Origin of the sequence: Saccharothrix sp. S26 (assembly GCF_021390395.1) — a bacterium.
Taxonomy (GTDB): Bacteria; Actinomycetota; Actinomycetes; order Mycobacteriales; family Pseudonocardiaceae; genus Actinosynnema.
In genome coordinates this window covers 107,030-126,943 of the sequence record NZ_JAJUWT010000018.1, presented here as the reverse complement: position 1 = coordinate 126,943, position 19,914 = coordinate 107,030, and the positions used below count along the sequence as shown (strand labels likewise).

Here is a 19,914-nt window from a genome sequence, read left to right as displayed (position 1 = left end):
GAGTGCACGGCTTGGCGTCGGTACATACTCGGCTGTGGTCCGTTCGAGCGGATCGTGGACATTGGCGCACCCGGAGGTTTCCGTGTCGGTTGGTACTCGCTCCTGGGGCGTGCCCCTGGTGTGGACCGCGGTGTTGCTCGACGGCTTCGACCTCGTGGTGCTCGGAACGGTGCTTCCGGTACTGCTTCGCGAGCGTGTCTGGGGTCTGACCCCCGGCGCGGCCGCCGCCGTCTCGACCGCCGGACTGGTGGGAATGACCTTGGGCGCGTTGGCGATTGGCACTGTCACCGACGTCATCGGCCGCCGCAAGTCGATGATGATCTCAGTGGCCGTGTTCTCGGTGTGCACGCTGCTGTGCGCCGCCGCTACCTCGACGTTCATGTTCAGCGCGTTGCGCTTCGTCGCGGGGCTCGGTCTCGGTGGCTGCCTGCCCACGGCCATCGCGCTCGTCACGGAGTACACCCGCAAGGAACGCGGTGGCAGTGCGACGACCACGGTCATGACCGGTTACCACGTCGGCGCGGTACTCACCGCGCTGCTCGCACTGTTGTTGCTCGAGCCCCTCGGGTGGCGCGCGCTGTTCGTCGCTGGTGCCTTGCCCGCCGTCGTGCTGATCCCCCTGATGGTGAAGTTCCTGCCGGAGTCCGCGGCCTTCCAGCGGGCTCGCCGGACGAGGCACTCCACCGGTGACGTCGTGGCGGGGCTCTTCCGCGCTGGTCTGCTGCGCTCGACCATCGCGTTCTGGGTCGCTTCCTTCATGGGGCTGCTACTGGTCTACGGCCTGAACACGTGGCTGCCGGAGATCATGCGACAGGCCGGCTACCCGCTCGGCGCCGCACTGGGCTTGCTGCTGACGCTCAACCTGGGCGGGATCACCGGCCTGCTGATCGCCGGGCGCGTCGCCGATCACGTCGGCGTCCGCCCCTCGGTGATCGCCTGGTTCGTCGCGGCCGCGGTGCTGCTCGCCCTGCTCAGCGTCAAGCTGCCCGCGACCGGCCTCTACGTCGCGGTGTTCTTGACGGGTGGCTTCGTGTTCAGCGCTCAAGTGCTCGTGTACGCCTACGTGGGCCAGGTCTACCCGGACATGACCAGGGCGACGGGGCTCGGCTGGACAGCGGGCATCGGTCGGCTCGGCGCGATCTCCGGCCCGATCCTGGGCGGGGCGCTGCTGACGGCCGGCATCGCGTACCCGTGGGGCTTCTACGCTTTCGCCTGTGTCGGAGCGCTTGGGGCGGCCGCTATCGCGGTGGTGCGCTCCACACGCGACAACGCGGTCGACGAGCTGAGGACTCGCAACGGCTGAGTCACGCCGAATCACTTCTCGGGCGTTATCGGAACACTGGCTCCCGTCGGCCCCATGGCGCCGAGGTCCAGAGGACCGCTCCCCGGCAGGGGCGGTTCCCCGTTTGGGGGAGGGAACCGGTCATGGCGCCGGAGTGCAGTAGGGGAGCAACCTGCGCTCCGGCGTGGCTGGGCCCTGACCCCTGTGGGGTGTCAAGAGCCAGTCACATCTTCTGACCTGCGTTAGGCTGCTGCCGGTTCGTACTCGTTCATCAGGCCGCCGAGGACTGTTCGACGGCATATCGAGGTGTAGTCCGGCTCTGCGATCGGGTGAGCTCGGCATGCACCCGCGGAGCGCCGTAGACCTGGAACGAATCCATATGGATCTCGCGGATCAAATCGACCAGCCAGGCATGGCGGACCGCTCGCGGCGACGGAGCGCGGCCTCGGGGTGCGGAACCTGGCGTGAGGCCGCAGCTCGCAACCACCGTGCCAGGAACCTGCTGTGGAACGAGACCTGATGCGCATCTTCGACCCACCTCCCGCACCACCGACGACTCCGAGGAGATGTGTGCGGGCGGTGGTCGAGCCCGCGTTCTGGTTGGGCCAGCCGCGCACGAACGTCGGGTCGTTCACCGACTACTTCGACTCGCTGATCGGCTGGGAGAGGTGCTGCCTCGCTACTTGGCCAAGGACGGCGTGGTGGCGGTCGGTGAGATCGGCTACGACTCGATGACGCCGGAGGAGGACGAGGCGTTCGCCCGGCAGCTGGAACTGGCCGTGCGCCACGAGTTGCCCGCGCTGGTGCACACACCCCACCGGGACAAGCTCGCCGGGACGCTGCGGACACTCGACGTGATCCGCGAGTCCGGCTTGCCACCCGAACGGGTGGTCATCGACCACCTGAACGAGACTACGGCGCGTCCCGTGGCCGATTCGACTGCTGGCTGGGCTTCTCCGTCTACCCGGACACCAAGATGGACGAGCGCCGCATGGTGGCGATCCTGCGCGAGTACGGCACCGAACGGATCCTGGTGAACTCCGCGGCCGGCTGGGGCCGGTCCGACCCGCTCAAGACCCAGCGCACCGGACGGGCCATGCTCGCCGCGGACTTCGACCAGTCGGTCGTGGAGCAGGTGCTCTGGCTCGGCCCATCGCGTTCTACGGGCAGAGCGGTCGGCTGACGCTGGACGACAGCGAAGTGCACGGCACGTACGCGGGCAACTCGATCCAGCGGGGTGGGTCGTGATCCCGGCGTGCTGAACCGACGTGCACCCTGCCGAACCCGGTCACCCGCGTTGGCGGAACCGTGCCTCCCCGGCCCATGCCTGGCTGCCTGCCAGGCCGTCACCATCTCGCGTGCGGCCTGCTTCGCCCGGGGAAAGGCAGGTGCCTGGGGACGAGCAGCCGTGGATGCGGCGGTAGCCCCAGGTCGAATTCTCGCGTGCCAGGCGCAGCACCAGGAGGCGGGAGCGGATGGTCCGTGGTCGGCCGGGCCGCTTGGGACGGGATCTGGCTGCCTGGCGACGGTCGAGGAGGTTTCGGTGCCACCGCGGAATCGTCTCCCGGCGTACCGGTAGTCGGAGTCGACGAAGTGCTTGCACCGGGAGTCGGTGCGGCAGTGCCGCGAGGAACGCTCGGTCGGCGGGGGAGAACAGTGCACGGGCGTTGTCCAGGTGGCGTTCCAAGACGGTGATCCGGTGCCGTAACCCCATGCCCGTGAGCGCTTCGGGTGCCTGGGCTGCGTAGGCCCTCTGCCTGCGTGGGAGCCGACCGGTGGGCCGAACTTCACTCCAGGTAGCGGAAGGCGTGGGTTCCGGACCAGTTCTCATTGGTGATGCGATAGTGGTGCACGGCTTCGCTGTCGAGGTGGTTGGGGCCGACGTCGACGGTGTCGGCTCGGGACCAGACGCCGTCGACCCTGTGGTCGACGAAGTAAGTGAACTCGTTGAAGTCCACGTCCGAGGACACGAACGTGTTCGTGATGGTGAGCTCGCGGCGCCCTTGGGTCAGCGCAGGGGGGAGGACAACGCTCTGGTCCTTCCAGCCATGGGGTCCCTCGGGCAGGGGTTGCCATACCGCGGCCAGGGCCCCGTCCACGGTGACTGTCGCGGTTTGCCTGGCGATGCCGGCGTCAAGACGTCGGATCAGCCGTACCTCGGTGTTGACGGGATCGACCGTGACGACGAATCGGCTCGACCCACCGCTGCCGAACGCACGACCGTCGTCGATGATGTCGCGTTGGGCGGGGGTACCGGAGTCAGTGAACGCAGCGAAGCCGATGGCGGCGACCAGGCCGGCGGCGGCCAACGCAGCCGGTAGTGCGAGGCGACGCCGAGCAGGGTCTCGGCCGCGACCGGGCTTGCTGCCGGCCGGCTGAGCCTTCTGGCCGGTCATGGTGACGGCGTCCTCCGCGCCGCCCTCCCCGGATCCGCCGTCTTCGGGTGCGCTGGGAGAGCGGTCGGGGGTCGGTACGGCTTGTCGTCCTGCCGCGGAGGCTCGCGCAGTGGAGATCTGGGTGATCTTTATCCGTTCCCAGGCCCGTTCCCAGTCGGCGAGCTGTTCCCGGGGTACCTGACATGCCCGCAGGAACGCCACCATGACCGACTTCTTCGGGAACCTGCGTCCGGCCAGCATGTCCGAGCACGTCGCCCGTGCCAGCCGGGGCCCGCCCGCCCTTTCCGCCCGGAGTTCCAGCTCCCGCAGCGACACGTCGGCTCGGGCGTACTGCTCGGCCAGCAGCCTCGCCAGTTCCTCTCGGCTCGTCACCGAACCCAGCTCGGATCGACGCACGGCCGGGGAGACCGCCGGATCATCGCTCGTCGTCATGCCTGACCTCTGCCCGTGCGGTTCCGCTGTCCTGCCGCTGTGGACCATCCCGTCCGATTGTGTCCGAGAGTGTCCGATCGACAACTGTAGGTGTCCTGCGGCAGGGTCGCCTGCCGACTGCACCAGTCCGAGCTTGGACAGCATGCGGACGAGCCTGTCCGTCGTGCTGTTGGACACCTCCATCGTCGGGCTTTCCTCTTCTCATCGCGCCGGCCGACCTCGAGCTGCGCGGTGCCAGACCCGAGACCGGTGCACATCCGGTGCACCACGGCAGGGATCCTGAAGGAGACGGAAGTATGAACGTGCCTCGTCGGTGCAGGCTCGTGGCGACACTGATCACCACGACCGCCCTCGCTGTGACGATCGCCGGAGCTGCCCCGTCGGCATCCGCCGCGCAGGCCGCCCGGGACTGGCCGGAGAAGACCGAGTGCCTCCCTGCCCGCGGCCCCGACCAGACCGCCGCCCGTGCCGCGGCCACGCCCGAGGTCCTGAGCCGCGAGGAGCTCCTCCGGCAGGACCCGGAGATCCGGTTCATCATCGAGGAGCGGGGCTTCTCCCACCTGTCGGACAGCACCTACCGCGCCCTGGCGCAGGGCCTGTCCGACCAGGCCGCCCAGGAGACGGTGGACCAGCCGCCGGCCGAGCCGCACGGCGCGCCGCTGCCCACCACCGCCCCGCCGCTGCCCGCCCCGGCCGACGTGGGTGGGCAGCGGCTCGCGGAGATCCCGGCGTGCGGACCCGCGGTCGCGGCGTGGCTCCTGTACTCGGTCTGGCGGGTCACGGTCTGCACCGCGATCAGCCTGTCCACGACCCCGCTGGGCGGGGCGGTCTGCCGGATCATCACCAAGTACGCCGGGAAGCTGATCCCGTGGAATGAGCTGTGTCAGGCGCGCAGCGCCCCGACGGGGCCGGAGGGGCGTGAGGTTGGGCGTCCCGGCCACGTCGAGGCCCCGGTGAGTCGGGTGGCGTGAGTGGTGGCCGGCGTCTCCTCGTCCGCGGCTCCGGACGGCGACTCCTACGGTCCGGAGCCGCGGCACAAAATCCGGTCGGTGGTTTGGGCCAAGCTCGGCTGAGCACCTGACTACTGCATGGTTGAGAATTCGGGAGTTCGTTCATGTTCAACATTGCCTGGAAACATTCCACCCGGCCACTCTTCCGGTCGGCCGTGGTCGTCACGCTGGTGGCGGCACTCGGGACCACGCTCTTCACCTCGAGTGCCGGCGCCGGGCCGGTGCGGGTGGATCGAGCCGACCACATAGCGTTCGATTTCGAAGGGGAACCCTGCCCGGACTTCAGTGCGAACGACATCATGATCACGATGCATGGCGACTGGAGTCAGCCGGGTGCTTTTTCGGTGTGGAACGTCACCGTCACCAACAACAGGAGGGACAATGCCATCGTGTCGATGAGCAATCAGCTGGTCGTCCGCAACCCCAGTGGTCACGTGGCAGTGGACTTCCCTCGGATTCCGCCAGGGCAGTCGCACGTCATGCAGATCGTGCGCAAGTTCGACGGCGACGGGGTTGTGGTTGATTTCCCGGCGGCGGTGGGCATCGGCTCTTCCGTGACCCAATGCGGCAGCGTTCAATCACTCTTCTATGCGGCGTAGCGAGTGGCATGCCGAGTGGCTGTTCGTGAACCGGGCCGGGACTGAGGCTCTGGTGCGCAGACGGGGGAACTCCTGGTCGAACGGGTGTCGTCCGGCGACCGTTCGACCGGGAGTCCCGTCTCGCCAGGAGGACGGGCGAGCTGACCCCGGCCGCGCACACCAATCCGATGGGCGTCCCGCGCCGAACAGGAGGTGGCGACCTGTCTGGACGAGGAGGGTTCATGTCTCTCGGTCACCTGCTGGGCCCGGCCTGGTCATCGGAGGCCGCGCCGCGTGATCCGGTGTCGATCTCGGCTTCGTCCCTCGATCGGTTGATCCAAGCCGCAGAGGAGCGGTGCAGGCACCTGGTGGTGGGTAACTGTCAATGATGGTTCATCCGGAAAGGGGCACGATGGCAGGGCGTGAGCGCAAGCTCCAGCCGGTATCCGCCGACACCCGCGAGAGGGGCGATGCCACCGCCGAGGAGTTGCTCAGCCGGGTGGCGCGCGGTGATGACAAGGCGTTCGCGCGGCTGTACGACGTAGTGGTGGGCAGGGTGTTCAGCCTGGTGCGGCGTGTGGTGCGTGATCACGCGCAGTCGGAGGAGGTCACGCAGGAGGTGTTGCTGGAGGTGTGGCGCACCGCCGCCCGCTACGACCCGGGTCGAGGCAGCGCGTTGGCGTGGGTGATGACCATGGCGCACCGCCGCGCCGTGGACCGGGTCCGCTCCGCGGCGGCCGCGACCCGGCGGGAGGACCTCGCCGCGCGCCGCGACGTCGAGACGCCGTTCGACGCCGTCAGCGAGCAGGTCGCCGCGCAGATCGAGCAGCGGCAGGTGCGACGGTGCCTGTCGACGCTGACCGACTTGCAGCGCGAATCCATCCTGCTCGGCTACTTCCGGGGCTACACCTACCCGCAGACGGCCGCCGTGCTCGGCATCCCGCTCGGAACGGTCAAAACCAGGATGCGCGACGGCTTGATCAGACTCCGAGACTGCCTGGGGGTGACCCGATGACCGACGACACCGCGCGCATCGAAGCGCACACGCTGATCGGCGCCTACGTGCTCGACACCGTCTCCGAGGACGAGCGTCGCCTCTTCGAGGACCACATCGCCGGCTGCTCGAGCTGTGCGCAGGAGACGGCTGGTCTGCTCGAAGCAGCCGCGCTGCTGGCCGGTGAGAGCTCGGTCGAGCCTCCCGCACACGTGCGCGACCGGGTGCTGGCCGCCGCGGCCCACACCCGCCAACTGCCGCCGGACACCGACGACCGGACGGACCAACCGCTCCGAGCGACCTCCCAGCGCCCAGGCGGATCCACGAGGCGGAGCCCGTGGCTGCGCGGGACCGCGGGGCTGGCCGCTGCGGCGGCCGTCGCGGTCGCCGTGACGCTGGGCGTCCAGGCCGTGGGCACCAACGATCGACTGGAACGCGACCTGCGAGCCCTGGAACAGGTCAACACCCGCAACAACCAGGTCGCCGAGTTGCTGGCCGCACCGGACGCCAAGCTCGTCCGCGGCGACGTGAGCGGCGGTGGCACGGGCACCGTGGTGGCTTCGTCGACCAAGGGACAGGTGGTGTTCCTCGCTCACGGACTGGCACGCCTGCCCGAGGACCGCACCTATCAGCTGTGGCTGATCGGTGCCGACGGGCCGCGTGCGGCCGGTCTGCTCGCGTCCTCCGACGGTCGGCCCGATCCGCTGCTGGCCGGTGGTTTCACCGGCAAGGAAGCCGTGGGGCTGACGGTGGAACCCCGAGGCGGATCACCTCAACCCACCACCCCGACCGTGGTCGTCCTGCCACTGGTCTGAGCAACACCGACCGACCGGGGCAATCCGCGGGGTCGGCGACTCCGAAGACCTGGTATGAACGCATCCACGCCCGTGCGGTCGTCCGAGACCGCGGTGCCGCGGCTGCCGCTGTGGGCGGCCGCGGCGGTGGGCCTGATCGCCGTGGCCGCCGCGTTGGCGGCGGGACACCTCGTGGCCGCGCTGATCGACCCGTTCGCCTCGCCGTTCCTGGCCGTGGGCAACACCGCGATCGACCTGACACCGCACCCGGTGAAGGACCTCGCGATCCGCACGTTCGGCGAGCACGACAAGATCGTGCTGCTGGCGGGCATGGCCTGCGTCATCGCCGCCGCGGCCGTCCTGTCCGGACTGCTGTCCCGCCGCGGCCCGCTGCCCGGGACGGTCCTGGCGGCGACGCTGGGCGTGCTCGGCGTCGCGGCGGTGCTCACCCGCCCCACGCTGGGCCCGATCGCCGTACTGGCACCGTTGACCAGCCTCGTCGTGGGTGTGCTGGTGTTCCGGTGGCTGCACCGGCTCGCCCGCCACGTCCCGGTGGGCAAGCCCGGCGAGGACGAGTCGAAGCCGGTCGGCACGACCGTCGACGGTGCCGGTCCGACCCGGACCCGTGCGCTGGACTGGTCGGTGCCCGGCTTGGGACGCCGTCGGTTCCTCATCACCTCCACCGCCGTCGCCGCGGCCGCCGGTGCGACCGCCGTGACGGGGCAGCTCGTCGGCGGCCGGGTCGACGTGGAGGCCTCCCGCCGTTCGATCCGGCTCACCCCGGACGTGACCGCACCACCGATCCCGTCGGGCGCGGACTTCACCGGCGACGGCACACCGAAGTTCATCACGTCCAACGCCGACTTCTACCGGGTGGACACCGCGTTGTCCGTGCCCAGGCTGCGCGCGCAGGACTGGCGGCTGCGGGTCCACGGCCTGGTCGACCGCGAACTCGTGCTCACCTACGACGACCTGCTCAACCGGCCGCTGGTCGAGAAGACGATCAGCCTCTGCTGCGTGTCCAACGAGGTCGGCGGACCCTACATCTCCACCACCAACTTCATCGGCGTGTCCCTGAGCGACATCCTCGCCGAGGCGGGCGTCCGGCCCGGCGCCGACCAGCTCGCGACCCGCAGCGTGGACGGCTGGACCTGCGGCACCCCGGTCGAGGACATCATGAGGCCCGGAAGCGACGCGTTGCTGGCGATCGGCATGAACGGCGAACCGCTGCCCGCCGAGCACGGCTTCCCGGTGCGCATGGTCGTGCCCGGCCTGTACGGGTTCGTCTCGGCCACCAAGTGGCTGGTCGACGCCGAGCTGACCACCTTCGCCGACTTCGACGCCTACTGGGTGAAGCGCGACTGGGCACGTCGCGCCCCGATCAAGACCATGTCCCGCATCGACCGGCCCAAGCCCTTCGAACAGGTTCCCGCCGGCCGGTTCGTCGTCGCCGGAGTCGCGTGGGCCCAGCACCGGGGCGTCGACAAGGTCGAGGTCCGAGTCGACGGCGGCCCCTGGCTCACCACGACCTTGAGCACGGAGGTCAACGTCGACACCTGGCGCATGTGGCGTGCCGAACTCGACCTCCCGGCCGGCTCGCACACCGTCGAAGTCCGCGCCACCGACCGGACCGGCTACACCCAGACCAGTGATCGGGCCGAACCGATCCCGGACGGCGCCGCCGGTTGGCACACGATCGTGTTCACCGCCCGGCCCTGACCAGTCACGCCCGTGGTCGCCGCGCAACGGCACCACTTTTTCCCGGATCGACCAATCCGGTGCCCCACCGGCACCGAATCACCTGTGACAAGCCGGAGACACGAGTTCCGGTCACCGTCCTCAAAGGAGCGACTCCCATGCGCAACACCCGGCTCGCGTCCGTGATCGGCGTTCTCACCGCCGCCCTGATCTCCGTCGCGGCGTGCGGCAGCGGCGACCAGGCCGCATCGAGCACCACGTCCTCGGCCGCCGCCGACACGACGACCACCACGACCAGCAGCGCGGCGATGAGCGACGGCGTCACCAAGACCGGTGACGTGTTCGGCGCGGGCTGCGCCAGCCTGCCCAAGGACACCGAGGGCTCGCTCGACGGCATGGTCGACGACCCGGTAGCCACCGCCGCGAGCAACAACCCGCTGCTCAAGACGCTCGTGGCCGCCGTGAAGCAAGCCGGTCTGGTGGACACCCTCAACAAGGCCGACGCCAAGTACACGGTCTTCGCGCCCTACGACCCCGCCTTCGAAGCCCTCGGTCAGGACACGGTCAACGCCGTGCTCGCCGACAAGGCCAAGCTCACGTCCATCCTGACCTACCACGTCGTGCCGCAGCGCATGGACAAGGACGGCATCCTGTCCTCCGCCACCCTGCCCACCGTCCAGGGCGGCACGCTGAAGGTCGAAGGCTCCGGCGACAACGTCACCGTCAACGGCGCGAAGGTGTTGTGCGGCAACATCCCCACCGCCAACGCCACCGTCTTCGTCATCGACAAGGTTTTGATGCCCGCCTCCTGACCCGTCCCGCTCCGAGCGACGAGAGGTCGCGGCCGATCTCCCCCGGGCCGCGGCCTCTTCCGGTCCGGCATCGCGATCGGTCGGGTACCAGCGACCATGGCGAGGGCAGCACGCGCGGCGGTCCCGGCAGGGCTCCCAGCGACCTCGACCCGTCCCTGCCGCTGGAGGCGACCTCACCGGCTGCCTGCTGCCCCTTCAGCACCTTGCACGGTGGACTGCTCGACCTCGATCGGGAACCGGCCAACCGCCTCGCTCCGACTGCACGGCCGGTGAGCTGGTGAGCTCATCGTTCTTCGGAGCCAACGCTGCGGCCGGACACATCTGGTGCGGTGGCCAACGGCCGGACCGCATCGGTCACTTCGACCGTCCGTCGTCCGAATGGACCATCGGTTTGCAAAAAGCGGCCAGGGGTAATCCCCGGTCCGGACCGGTGGTGATCAACCTGTGAGCGAGGCAGGCGATGGCGTCGTTTCCCCCTGTGCTGTGGTCTGCGGACCCGGGTGCACCCGGCGTGCCGACAGTGGGCGTGGAAGAGGAGTTCCTGCTGGCGGACTCCTCCACCGGGCACCTGCTCCCGATCAGCGCCCACGTCGTCGAGGTGGCCGGCGACCTGGGCGGTGCGCTGGAGTTGGAGCTGACCAGGGCGCAGGTGGAGATCAACACGCCGGTGTGCCGGACGATGGCGGAGGTGCGCGAGCAGCTGACGTTCCTGCGCTCCACCGCCGCCGAGGCGGCGTCGCGGTGTGGCGGCACCCTGCTCGCCGTGGGCACCGCCCTGGCCGATGACGCGCCGGGACCGCCGATCACCGACGACCCGCGGTACCACACGATCAACACCGCATACGGGCAGCTCGCGCCCGAGAACGTCGTGTGCGGGTGCCACGTCCACGTCGAGGTGCCCGACCGGGAGACCGCGGTCCAGGTCTGCAACCACGTCCGGCCGTGGCTGCCCGTGCTGCTGGCGCTCACCGCGAACTCGCCGATCCACCACGGCGTCGACACCGACTACGCCAGCTGGAGGTCGGTGATCGTCGGCCGCTGGCCGTGCGCCGGCGCCCCGCCGTACTTCGAGTCGCTCGCGCACTACGAATCGGCCGTGGACACGGCCGTCGGCTCCGGCAGTGTGCTCGACGAGAAGATGGTCTACTGGGACATCCGTCCTTCTTCCCACCTGCCCACCGTGGAAGTCCGGGTGAGCGACGTCCAGTCCACCGTGGATGAGTCGGTGCTGTTCGCCGCGCTGGTGCGAGCGCTGGTCATGACCTCGTTGCGGTCTATTGAGGACGGTGTCGAAGCACCTCGGATCGGCGACGACGCGCTGCGCATGGCGTACTGGCGCGCCTCGCGTGACGGACTGGACGGTGCGGGCGTCGACCTGGACACCATGCGGCCCGTGCCGGCGGTCGACCTGCTGCACCGCCTGCTGCGCCACGTCGAACCCGCGCTGACCGCGACGGGTGACCTGCGGGCCGTGCAGACCCTCGTGGGCGAGTTGATCGCCAACGGCAACGGTGCGAGCCGGCAGCGACGAGCCTTCCGCCACGACCACGCCGTGACCGACATCGTGGCACTGGTCGCCCAGCACGCCGAGCACGACCGTTCACCGGACAACGCCGCCTGACTGCGTCGGGGGAGGAGCGCTTCCCGCTCCTCCCGACCACTGGCCTCGCCTCGGGAGGCAGGACGATCGCGGTGGCGATGTCCCGCTGATCGTCGCTGACGGTCCGCCCGGTCGATGATGACCTTTCGAGCGGCGGGACTAGATCAAGCGGCGGCGGACTCGCCACACGACTACACCGATCAGGACCGCGGCGGCGGTGGTGAACAGGGCGGTCTCGATGAGTTGGAACGTCCAGAACCGGTCGGCTGGGTGGTAGACGCCGAACTGTTGGATGCCTCGGTCGTGCAGGAACTGGTTGAGGTTGGTGCCGGTCCGGTTGGCGGCGGTCTCCAGGTCGTAGTATTCGGTCGAGCTCAGCCTGCGCCCGGTGGCGTCCGCGTAGCCGCGTTCGATCGTCCAGTCGGCGAAGTCGGGCCGGTGTCCCGCTCGGTCCTTGGAGCCACTGGCGGGGACTCGCTCCATGGTGGTGAGCGGTGTGGCGTACGTGGGACGGGCCAACAGCGCCACCGACATCCGGGCGGCGAGGAACGCCCCGAACGCGACGCCGAACGCGGGCAGGCTGCGTCGCAGGATCGCCCCGGCGGCGGTGGCGACGCCGAACGCGAAGAGCGCGTATGCCGGCGGGACGAGTCCTTCCAGGTCGAAGGCGTCGTACTGGAACCGCCCTTCCCACGCGTCGAACGGCCGGCGGAACCACGTGAGCACCGCGGTGAACAGCCCGGTGAGCGTGAGGGTGACGCCGGCCAGTGCGGCGAGCTTGGCCGCCAGCCAACGCATCCGCGGCACGGCCTGCGTCCAGGCGAGCTGCCAGGTGCCGTCCTCCAGTTCGCGCGCGAGCAGCGGTGCGCCGAGGAAGGCGCCGACGACGACGGGGACCAGGTAGAAGGCCGCCAGCAGGTTCTCCACGAACCCGTACTCCTCGTCGAGCCGGCGGAACGAAGCCGCGCAGGCGTCGTTGAGACCGGCTGCTCCCGCGCACTGGGCGGGACCGTCGGGGAACAGGTCGTGGGCGTGCGTGCCGAGCACGAGCAGGGCGATGCCGAACATGCCGACGAGCAGACCGAGGACGCAGACCTCGGTCCGGTGCTGGCGCCAGAGCAACCACGTCATGCCGACACCTCCGACGTGACCGCGGCGCTCGGCTCGGACGGCCGGCGCAGGTACGCCAGCACCAGGTCCTCCAACGCGACCGGCTGGGCCTGCCACCCGGGCGCGGTCGGGATCGCGCCGTCGCGTACCAGCAGGGTCGTGTGCCGGTCGCTGTGGACGGCCTCCACGACGGTGGCGGCCCGGTCGGGGTCGGTGGCCGTGCGCGGGCCGATGAGCAGCCGGTGCTCGGCGAGGAGGGTGTCGATGTCACCGGCGAGGGTGACCCGGCCGCGGTTGAGCACGACCAGGTGGTCGCAGACGCGCTCCAGCTCGTGCACGACGTGGGAGGAGAACAGGACGGTCACCCCGCCTTCGGCCACCGCGCCCATCAGGACCTGCAGGAACTCGTGCCGGGCCAAGGGGTCGAGGCTGGCCACCGGTTCGTCGAGGACGAGCAGGTCCGGCCGCTTCGCCAGGGCCAGGGCCAACGCGACCTGGGCCTGCTGCCCGCCGGAGAGCGTGCCGGCCCTGCGGTCGAGCGGGATGCCCAGCTTCGCCAGCCGACGCTCGGCCAGCCCCTGGTCGAACCGCAGGTTGCAGGCCCGGCCGAAGCGGAGCATCTCGGCGACGGTGAAGCGCTTGTACAGCGGGTGGTCCTGGGCCAGGAACCCGATGCGGGACAGCGTTCGCGGGGTGCTGGCGGTGACGTCGTGGCCGAGGACCTCCACCGTGCCGGTGCTCGGGGCCAGCAACCCGACGGCCAGGCGCAGCAGCGTGGTCTTGCCCGCGCCGTTCGGCCCGACGAGGGCGATCACGCCGCCCGCCGGCAGGGCCAGGGTGCAGTCGCGCAGCGCCCACCCCTTCCGGTACCGCTTGCCCGCACCGTCGGTGCGCAGCGCGAACTCGGTCACGCCACGTCCTCGTTCCTGATCTGCTGGTGGACGGAGGTGAGGAGCGCGTTGACCGCATCCTCGTCGAGGCCGGCCGCGTAGGCGCGGCGCAGCCAGGTCGCCAGGCCGCGGCGCAGCGACGTGTACGTCGACGCCGGCATCACGGCCGACTGCTGCTCGTTGACGAACGTGCCCTGGCCGGGCCGGCCGGTGACCAGGTTCTCCTGCTCCATCTGCCGGTACGCCTTGGCGACGGTGTTCGGGTTGATCGCCAGGTCCTCGACCACCTCGCGGATGAGCGGGAGGCGGTCGCCGGGTTGGAGGAAGCCCAGCAACACCGCCTGGCGGACCTGCTGCACGAGTTGCAGGTACGGCGGCACGCCGGAATGGGTGTCGAGCCGGAAGACGAACACGGTAGCCCCTTACTGCTTTCCTAGGACCATAGTAAAGCAGTAAGGGGGTGGTCAAGCGGGTCGGCGCGCCCGCACGGCCGTCGGCCACGACGGTGTACGCGTTCGGTCGGGGGATGCGCCTGGAGGGCTGCGCCTCCGCAGGCTCGGGCACGTGTCCCGTTCGTTCGTCCAACGCAGACGCACGCGCGCACCGCGCGGCTCCTTGGCGCTGGAGGCCGGTGCGGCACGCTTCTCGGAAGCGGTGCGCGATGTTGGGCTAAGGGCGTGTCGAAGTGTCGCGGCCACAGTGGAGCAGTCGTCCGATTCGCCCTTTTTCGCGTGTGTCGAGTCCGTCGTGATCGACGGCGGAGGTCGTTTTTCTCGGGGGCGATTCACCGTTCAGGTGGTATACCGGTTGCCCGATTTCGTTGGGGTCCGTCCGGTCGGGGTCCGGCGACGGTGGTGGAGCCCGGTTGTGGATCTTGGTCTCGACCTGGGCGCCAGTGCGTCGCCGGGACGGTGGCGGCCTGCCGGTGTCCCGTCCGCCGCGGGGGTGCGACCGCCGTCGCGGTTAGGGTTCGATCAACCGATGACGGCTTGGTCGGGTCGTGCTATGGAACGGCCGGAAATCGCGCCGACGAGGTTCCGCGCTCCGCGATTCGGCCGTACCGGTTGACCCGTTCGCCACGGTCGAGACAGGGTCGGTCACATTTCGGCGTGCGCGATTACGAAGGGTTCGCGGCACCCGGGCAACCTCGGTTGACCATTGTTATCGGGTAGTGGCGTCGATGGCGCTGGACAAGTCGGGAAGTCGTGCTATAAAGCGTCCCGTGGGGGGTGCTGTAGCGAAAAGACCACCGGTCGCTGCGCTGGAGGGAACTGGACGGTTGGTGCCGACGGACCATGGTGATGCGCTCGCCGAACTGACCGGCCTGCTCGCCGAGTGCTCGGCAGGGGCGGGCGGGCTCGCCCTGGTCAGCGGCGGTTTGGCCAGCGGGAAGACCGAACTGCTCCAGCGGTTCCAGCGGCACGCCGCCGCCGCCGGGGCGCTGATGCTGACCGCGACCGGCGCGCCTGCCGAGCGCCCCCTGCAGGCCGGGATCATCGACCAGTTGTTCGACGGTGCCGGACTGCCGCCGGAAATAGCGGACCGCGTTTCGCACCTCATCACGCCGATTGCCGCGACCGTGGACGACTCCGGCGCGGACGTGCGGGGCATCCACCATTCTTACGTGCGGCCCGTGCATGAATTGTGTCAAATCCTGATCGAATTGTCGCGAGAACGCCCGGTCGTGTTGTGCGTGGACGACGTGCAATTCGCCGACAGCTCGTCGCTGCAATTCATCCTCTACCTGCGGCGGCGGATGAGGACCGGTCGGGTGGTCGTCGTGCTCGCCGAGTGGCAGCGGCCGCAGCCGACGCTGCCGCTGTTCCACGCCGAGCTGACCCGCCGGCCGCACCGCCGCATCCGGCTCGCACCGCTGTCGGCGGACGGGATCGCCGAACTGCTGCGCGACCGGGTGGACGACCCCGACGTGCTCGCCCCGGCCTGGCACGCCCTCAGCGGCGGCAACCCGATGCTGGTCCGCGCCCTGGTCGAGGACTGGGAAGCCGGGCACGAGACCGGCCCCGACCAGGTCGGCCCCGCGTTCAAGCGCGCGGTGCTGGAGTGCCTGCACCGCTGGGACGCCGGGCTGCTCGAAGTCGCGCGCGCCATCGCGGTGCTCGGCGAGGAGCGCACCCCGGTCCTGCTCGGCCGGCTGGCCGGCACCACGCCCGAGGCCGTCGAGCAGGCGGTCGACGTGCTCACCGCCGCGGGCCTGCTGCTCGACGGCGGCTTCCGCCACCCCGGCGCGGCGTCGGCGGTCCTGGACAGCACGCCGGGCGCCGAGCGGGTGCGGCTGCACGCCCGCGCCGCCGAACTGCTCTACCAGCGCGGCGCGGCGGCGTCCGTGGTGGCCGACCACCTGGTGGCCGCCGACCGGGTCGCACCGGGCTGGCCGGTGGGCGTGCTGCGCATCGCCGCCGAGCAGGCGCTCATGGGCGACGACGTGGCCGCGGCCGTGCGCTACCTGGAACCCGCGCTGCCCGTGGCCGAGCAGGACGAGCGACTGGGCATCACCAGCGTCCTGGTCCGGGCGCTGTGGCGGGTCAACCCGGCCGCCGCCGTCGTGCACATGGAACCCCTGCACGAGGCGATGTGGGCGGGCGCGCTGCGCGGCCGGGACGCCATGACCGTCGTGCAGCACGCGCTGTGGATCGGGGACGAGGCCACGGCCGTGCGCGCGCTCGCCGTGCTGGACGAGAACCCGGGCGTGCTGGACGCGCAGAGCGCGGCCGAGCTGCGGATCGTCTGCCAGTGGTTCCACGGCCTCGGCCCGGCGACCGCCGTGGCCACCGACGTGGTGGCCGACGCGGACCCGTGGGTCGCCGCGGCGCAGGCCGTCGGCACCTTCTGGACCGCCGAGTTCCACCCCGACGCCATCGCCAGCGCCGAGCACATCCTGCGCAGTTGCCAGCTCGGCGACATGTCGCTGGAGGTCGTGCTCACCGCCCTGCTGATCCTGGTGCACAGCGGCCACCCCGACCGGGCCGAGCGGTGGTGCGACCGGCTCGCCGACGAGGCCACCCGCGGCGGCGCGGTGACCTGGCAGGCGATCCTGGAGGTCGTCCGAGCGGACATCGCGCTGCGCCGCGGGGAGGTCGTGGTGGCCGCCGCGCGCGCCGAGACCGCACTGGCCCTGCTGCCGCACCAGGGCTGGGGCCTGTCCATCGGCTACCCGCTGGCCGTGCTGCTGGAGGCCAACATCGCGCTCGGTCGGCACCGCGTGGTGGCCGACCTGATGCGGCTGCGCGTGCCCGACGCCATGTTCGCCACCGCCGCCGGCCTGCGCTACCTGCACGCCCGCGGCAACGGCAACCTCGCCGCCGGGCGGGTGCTCGCCGCCATCAGCGACTTCCAGAACTGCGGCACCCGGATGCGCGAGTGGGGCATCGACCTGCCGGTGCTCGCGCCGTGGCGCTGCGGCCTCGCCCAGGCCAACCTCACCCTCGGCCGCCCGGAGGTGGCCCGCGAGCTGATCCACGAGCAGATGCTGCTGCCGGCGGGCGACCGCCGCACCCGCGGCGCGGCGCTGCGGGTCCTCGCCGCGGCGGGCGAGCTCGCCGAGCGGCCCAAGCTGCTGCACGAGGCCGTGCGGCACCTGCGGCGGGCGGGCGACCGGGTCGAGCTGGCCCGGGCCCTGTCCGACCTCAGCGAAGCGCTCGACGCCTTGGGGGAGCACGACAAGGCGCGCGAGCTGTCCCAGGTCGCGGCGGCCGAGACCAAGGCCTCCTACTCCGGCGCCCTGCCCATCCCGGTCGACTGGGAGGACGGCGGCGGTGACGCCGGCGACGGGCGACCGGCCCTGAGCGACTCCGAGCTGCGGGTGGCCGAGCTCGCCGCGAAGGGCCACACCAACCGCGAGATCAGCGGCATCCTCTACATCACCGTCAGCACCGTCGAGCAGCACCTCACGAGGGTCTACCGCAAGCTGGGCATGCGCAGCCGGGCGGACCTGCCGCACCGCCTGTCCCAGCGGACGGGTGCCGACCCGCGGGCCTTCGAAGCCCGAGGGTGACCCCGAGCACCACCTGAGCAGAAAGAGCCCGCCAATGCCCAACCAGTCCACCTGCCGCGTCTGCGCCGGGACGGTCACCGAGTTCGTCGACCTGGGTGACCAGCCGCTGTCCGACGCGTTCCGGCAACCCGAGGACACCTCCGTCGAGTTCACCTACCGCCTCGCCGTGGGCGCGTGCGCGGACTGCGCGATGGTGCAGCTGATGGAAGAGGTGCCCAGGGAGAAGATGTTCCACGAGGACTACCCCTACCTCTCCCAGGGGTCGGCGGTGATGCGCGAGCACTTCCGCGCCCTGGCCGAGCGGTTCCTGAGCACCGAGCTGGCGGGCGAGGACCCGTTCGTGGTCGAGCTCGGCTGCAACGACGGCACCATGTTGCGCACCCTCGCGAACGCGGGTGTGCGGCACCTGGGCGTGGAACCGTCCGGCGCGGTCGCCGACCTGGCCGCCGAGGCGGGCGTGCGGGTCCGCAAGGACTTCTTCGAGGAGTCCACCGCGCTGTCCATCCGCGAGCAGGACGGCCCGGCCGACCTCGTGTACGCCGCGAACACGTTCTGCCACATCCCCTACGTGGACTCGATCCTGCGCGGCATCGTGGCGCTGCTCAAGCCCGGCGGTGCGTTCGTGTTCGAGGACCCCTACCTCGGCGACATCGTCGAGCAGACCTCGTTCGACCAGATCTACGACGAGCACTTCTTCCTGTTCAGCGCCACCTCCGTGGACGCCATGGCCCGCCGGCACGGCTTGGAGCTGGTCGACGTCGAACGCCTGCCGGTGCACGGCGGCGAGGTCCGCTACACCCTGGCCCTGCCCGGCGCGCGCACCCGCTCCGAGGCCGTCGCCGCCCTGCTCGCCGAGGAGGAGGCACGCGGCCTGCACGACCGCGCCGTCCTCGACGGGTTCGGCGACCGGATCCACGCGATCCGCACCGACCTCCGCACGCTGCTGGAGGACCTGAAGGCCAAGGGCGAGCGGGTCGTCGGCTACGGCGCGACCGCCAAGAGCGCCACCGTCACCAACCTCTGCGGCATCGGACCGGACCTGGTCGAGTTCATCAGCGACACCACGCCCGCCAAGCAGCACCGGCTGGCGCCCGGCTCGGGCATCCCGGTGCGCCCGCCGGCCGCGTTCGCCGACCCCTACCCCGGCTACGCGCTGCTGTTCGCCTGGAACCACGCCGAGGAGATCATGGCCAAGGAGGAGGCGTTCCGCGCGGCGGGCGGCAAGTGGATCCTGTACGTGCCCGACGTCCACGTGGTGTGACCGTGCCGCGGATGCCGGCCGGCACGGTCGTCGCGGTGCTCGGCGGCTCGGGGTTCGTGGGTTCCGCGGTGTCCGCGCGGTTGGCGGCGAAGGGCGCGCGGGTTCGAGTGGTGGCGCGCGACCCCGGCGTGCCGCCGTTCCCGTGCGAGGTCGTCGCGGCCGACCTCACCCAGCCCGGTGCGGTCGCCGCCGCGGTCGCGGGCGCGGACGTGGTGCTGCCGCTGGTGCTGTTCACCGGCGGTGGCAGTTGGCGGGTCGCCGACGGTGGCGCGGACGACGCCGCGCGGGTCAACGTCGGCATCGTCGCGGAGGCGGTGGCCGCGGCTCGCGGACCGGTCGTGTTCGCCGGCTCCACCTCGCAGGTGGGGTCGGGTGCGCCGGAGCGGATCGACGGCACCGAGACCGACCAGCCCGACTCGGAGTACGACCGGCAGAAGTGCGCCGCCGAACGGCTCGTGCTCGACGCGGGGGGCTGCTCCTTGCGGCTGCCCACCGTGTTCGGTCCCTCCGCCGGCTCACCGGACCGGGGCGTGGTGACCGCGATGGCACGGCGTGCGTTGGCCGGCGAGCCGCTGACCGTGTGGAGCGCCGGTGACATGGAACGCGACCTGGTGTTCGTCGAGGACGTCGCCGAGGCGTTCGCGGCGGCCGTGGCGCACGCCGACCGGCTGGCCGGTCGGGCGTGGCTCGTCGGCTCGGGCGCCGGGGTCGCGGTGCGCGCGTTGTTCGAGCTCATCGCCGCCACCGTCGCCGACCACACCGGCCGCCCGGCCGTGCCGGTGCGGTCGGTGCCGCCACCGCCGCACGCCACCGCGTCGGACTTCCGCAGCCTGGTCGCCGACCCGGCCGCCCTGACCCGGGCCACCGGGTGGCGGCCCCGGGTGCCGCTGGCCGACGCGGTGTCGAGGACCGTCGCGCACCTGGTGCGGTCCTCTGTGGACGGTGCTCGCGCGGGTACCCCTATCCCCGGATAGGGGTTCCCCTAAGCTGGTTGACCGCGCGGGCCGGGCCGCTGCACGCTGATCACCGCCTGAGACGGAGGTCG

The 19,914-nt window shown here is 70.9% G+C and carries 15 protein-coding genes and 1 pseudogene; 12 read left to right on the top strand and 4 right to left on the bottom strand.

The genetic code is table 11. The features are described from left to right. The first annotated feature begins 82 nt into the window (after window positions 1-82). Both LZG04_RS27510 and LZG04_RS27505 read left to right on the top strand, forming a co-directional pair. The gene (locus LZG04_RS27510; protein ID WP_233822320.1) at window positions 83-1,303 is read left to right on the top strand and encodes an aromatic acid/H+ symport family MFS transporter; all 1,221 of its coding nucleotides are present in this window, start codon (window positions 83-85) and stop codon (window positions 1,301-1,303) included. A gap of 545 nt (window positions 1,304-1,848) precedes the next feature. Continuing rightward, a pseudogene (locus LZG04_RS27505) lies at window positions 1,849-2,530 on the top strand (TatD family hydrolase). A 539-nt stretch (window positions 2,531-3,069) separates the two neighbouring features. Here the strand turns inward: LZG04_RS27505 and LZG04_RS27500 are convergent. After that, window positions 3,070-4,110, bottom strand: a complete 1,041-nt coding sequence (locus tag LZG04_RS27500; RefSeq protein ID WP_233822148.1) for a hypothetical protein — start codon at window positions 4,108-4,110, stop codon at window positions 3,070-3,072. A 323-nt stretch (window positions 4,111-4,433) separates the two neighbouring features. Between LZG04_RS27500 and LZG04_RS27495 the strand changes: the two genes are divergently transcribed. The 7 genes from LZG04_RS27495 (at window position 4,434) to LZG04_RS27465 (ending at window position 11,617) form a co-directional block, all read left to right on the top strand. After that, window positions 4,434-5,081, top strand: coding sequence for a hypothetical protein (locus tag LZG04_RS27495; protein ID WP_233822146.1), 648 nt, complete (start codon window positions 4,434-4,436; stop codon window positions 5,079-5,081). A 143-nt stretch (window positions 5,082-5,224) separates the two neighbouring features. After that, window positions 5,225-5,719, top strand: a complete 495-nt coding sequence (locus LZG04_RS27490) for a hypothetical protein (protein WP_233822144.1) — start codon at window positions 5,225-5,227, stop codon at window positions 5,717-5,719. A gap of 391 nt (window positions 5,720-6,110) precedes the next feature. Then, on the top strand, window positions 6,111-6,713 hold the full coding sequence (gene sigK, locus LZG04_RS27485) for an ECF RNA polymerase sigma factor SigK (RefSeq protein ID WP_233822142.1): 603 nt from the start codon (window positions 6,111-6,113) through the stop codon (window positions 6,711-6,713). Beyond that, complete coding sequence (locus LZG04_RS27480; protein ID WP_233822140.1) at window positions 6,710-7,507, top strand: anti-sigma factor domain-containing protein; 798 nt, start codon at window positions 6,710-6,712, stop codon at window positions 7,505-7,507. The genes sigK and LZG04_RS27480 overlap by 4 nt, the downstream gene beginning before the upstream one ends. Before the next feature lie 54 nt (window positions 7,508-7,561). Further along, window positions 7,562-9,205: a molybdopterin-dependent oxidoreductase gene (locus LZG04_RS27475; protein WP_233822138.1), complete on the top strand. Its 1,644-nt coding sequence runs from the start codon at window positions 7,562-7,564 to the stop codon at window positions 9,203-9,205. 137 nt (window positions 9,206-9,342) lie between these two features. Next, window positions 9,343-9,996, top strand: coding sequence for a fasciclin domain-containing protein (locus LZG04_RS27470; RefSeq protein WP_233822136.1), 654 nt, complete (start codon window positions 9,343-9,345; stop codon window positions 9,994-9,996). Window positions 9,997-10,507: 511 nt separating this feature from the next. Beyond that, entirely contained in the window at window positions 10,508-11,617 is a 1,110-nt protein-coding gene (locus tag LZG04_RS27465; protein ID WP_233822134.1) for a glutamate--cysteine ligase, read from the top strand. 138 nt (window positions 11,618-11,755) lie between these two features. Here the strand turns inward: LZG04_RS27465 and LZG04_RS27460 are convergent, their stop codons facing one another. From LZG04_RS27460 to LZG04_RS27450, 3 genes are read right to left on the bottom strand one after another with little or no spacing between them, the layout of a single operon-like run. After that, complete coding sequence (locus LZG04_RS27460) at window positions 11,756-12,727, bottom strand: ABC transporter permease subunit (protein WP_233822132.1); 972 nt, start codon at window positions 12,725-12,727, stop codon at window positions 11,756-11,758. After that, window positions 12,724-13,617: an ABC transporter ATP-binding protein gene (locus LZG04_RS27455; RefSeq protein WP_233822130.1), complete on the bottom strand. Its 894-nt coding sequence runs from the start codon at window positions 13,615-13,617 to the stop codon at window positions 12,724-12,726. Before LZG04_RS27455 ends, LZG04_RS27460 begins: the two co-directional genes overlap by 4 nt. Then, window positions 13,614-14,009, bottom strand: coding sequence for a GntR family transcriptional regulator (locus LZG04_RS27450; protein WP_233822128.1), 396 nt, complete (start codon window positions 14,007-14,009; stop codon window positions 13,614-13,616). Before LZG04_RS27450 ends, LZG04_RS27455 begins: the two co-directional genes overlap by 4 nt. An 869-nt stretch (window positions 14,010-14,878) precedes the next feature. Here LZG04_RS27450 and LZG04_RS27445 point away from each other — a divergent pair. Genes LZG04_RS27445 through LZG04_RS27435 form a run of 3 tightly spaced genes read left to right on the top strand, consistent with a single transcriptional unit; the run spans window position 14,879 to window position 19,843 of the window. Further along, on the top strand, window positions 14,879-17,608 hold the full coding sequence (locus LZG04_RS27445; RefSeq protein ID WP_233822126.1) for an AAA family ATPase: 2,730 nt from the start codon (window positions 14,879-14,881) through the stop codon (window positions 17,606-17,608). A gap of 34 nt (window positions 17,609-17,642) precedes the next feature. Beyond that, window positions 17,643-18,869, top strand: a complete 1,227-nt coding sequence (locus LZG04_RS27440) for a class I SAM-dependent methyltransferase (RefSeq protein WP_233822124.1) — start codon at window positions 17,643-17,645, stop codon at window positions 18,867-18,869. 11 nt (window positions 18,870-18,880) lie between these two features. After that, entirely contained in the window at window positions 18,881-19,843 is a 963-nt protein-coding gene (locus tag LZG04_RS27435) for an NAD(P)-dependent oxidoreductase (RefSeq protein ID WP_233822122.1), read from the top strand. Window positions 19,844-19,914 lie beyond the last annotated feature (71 nt).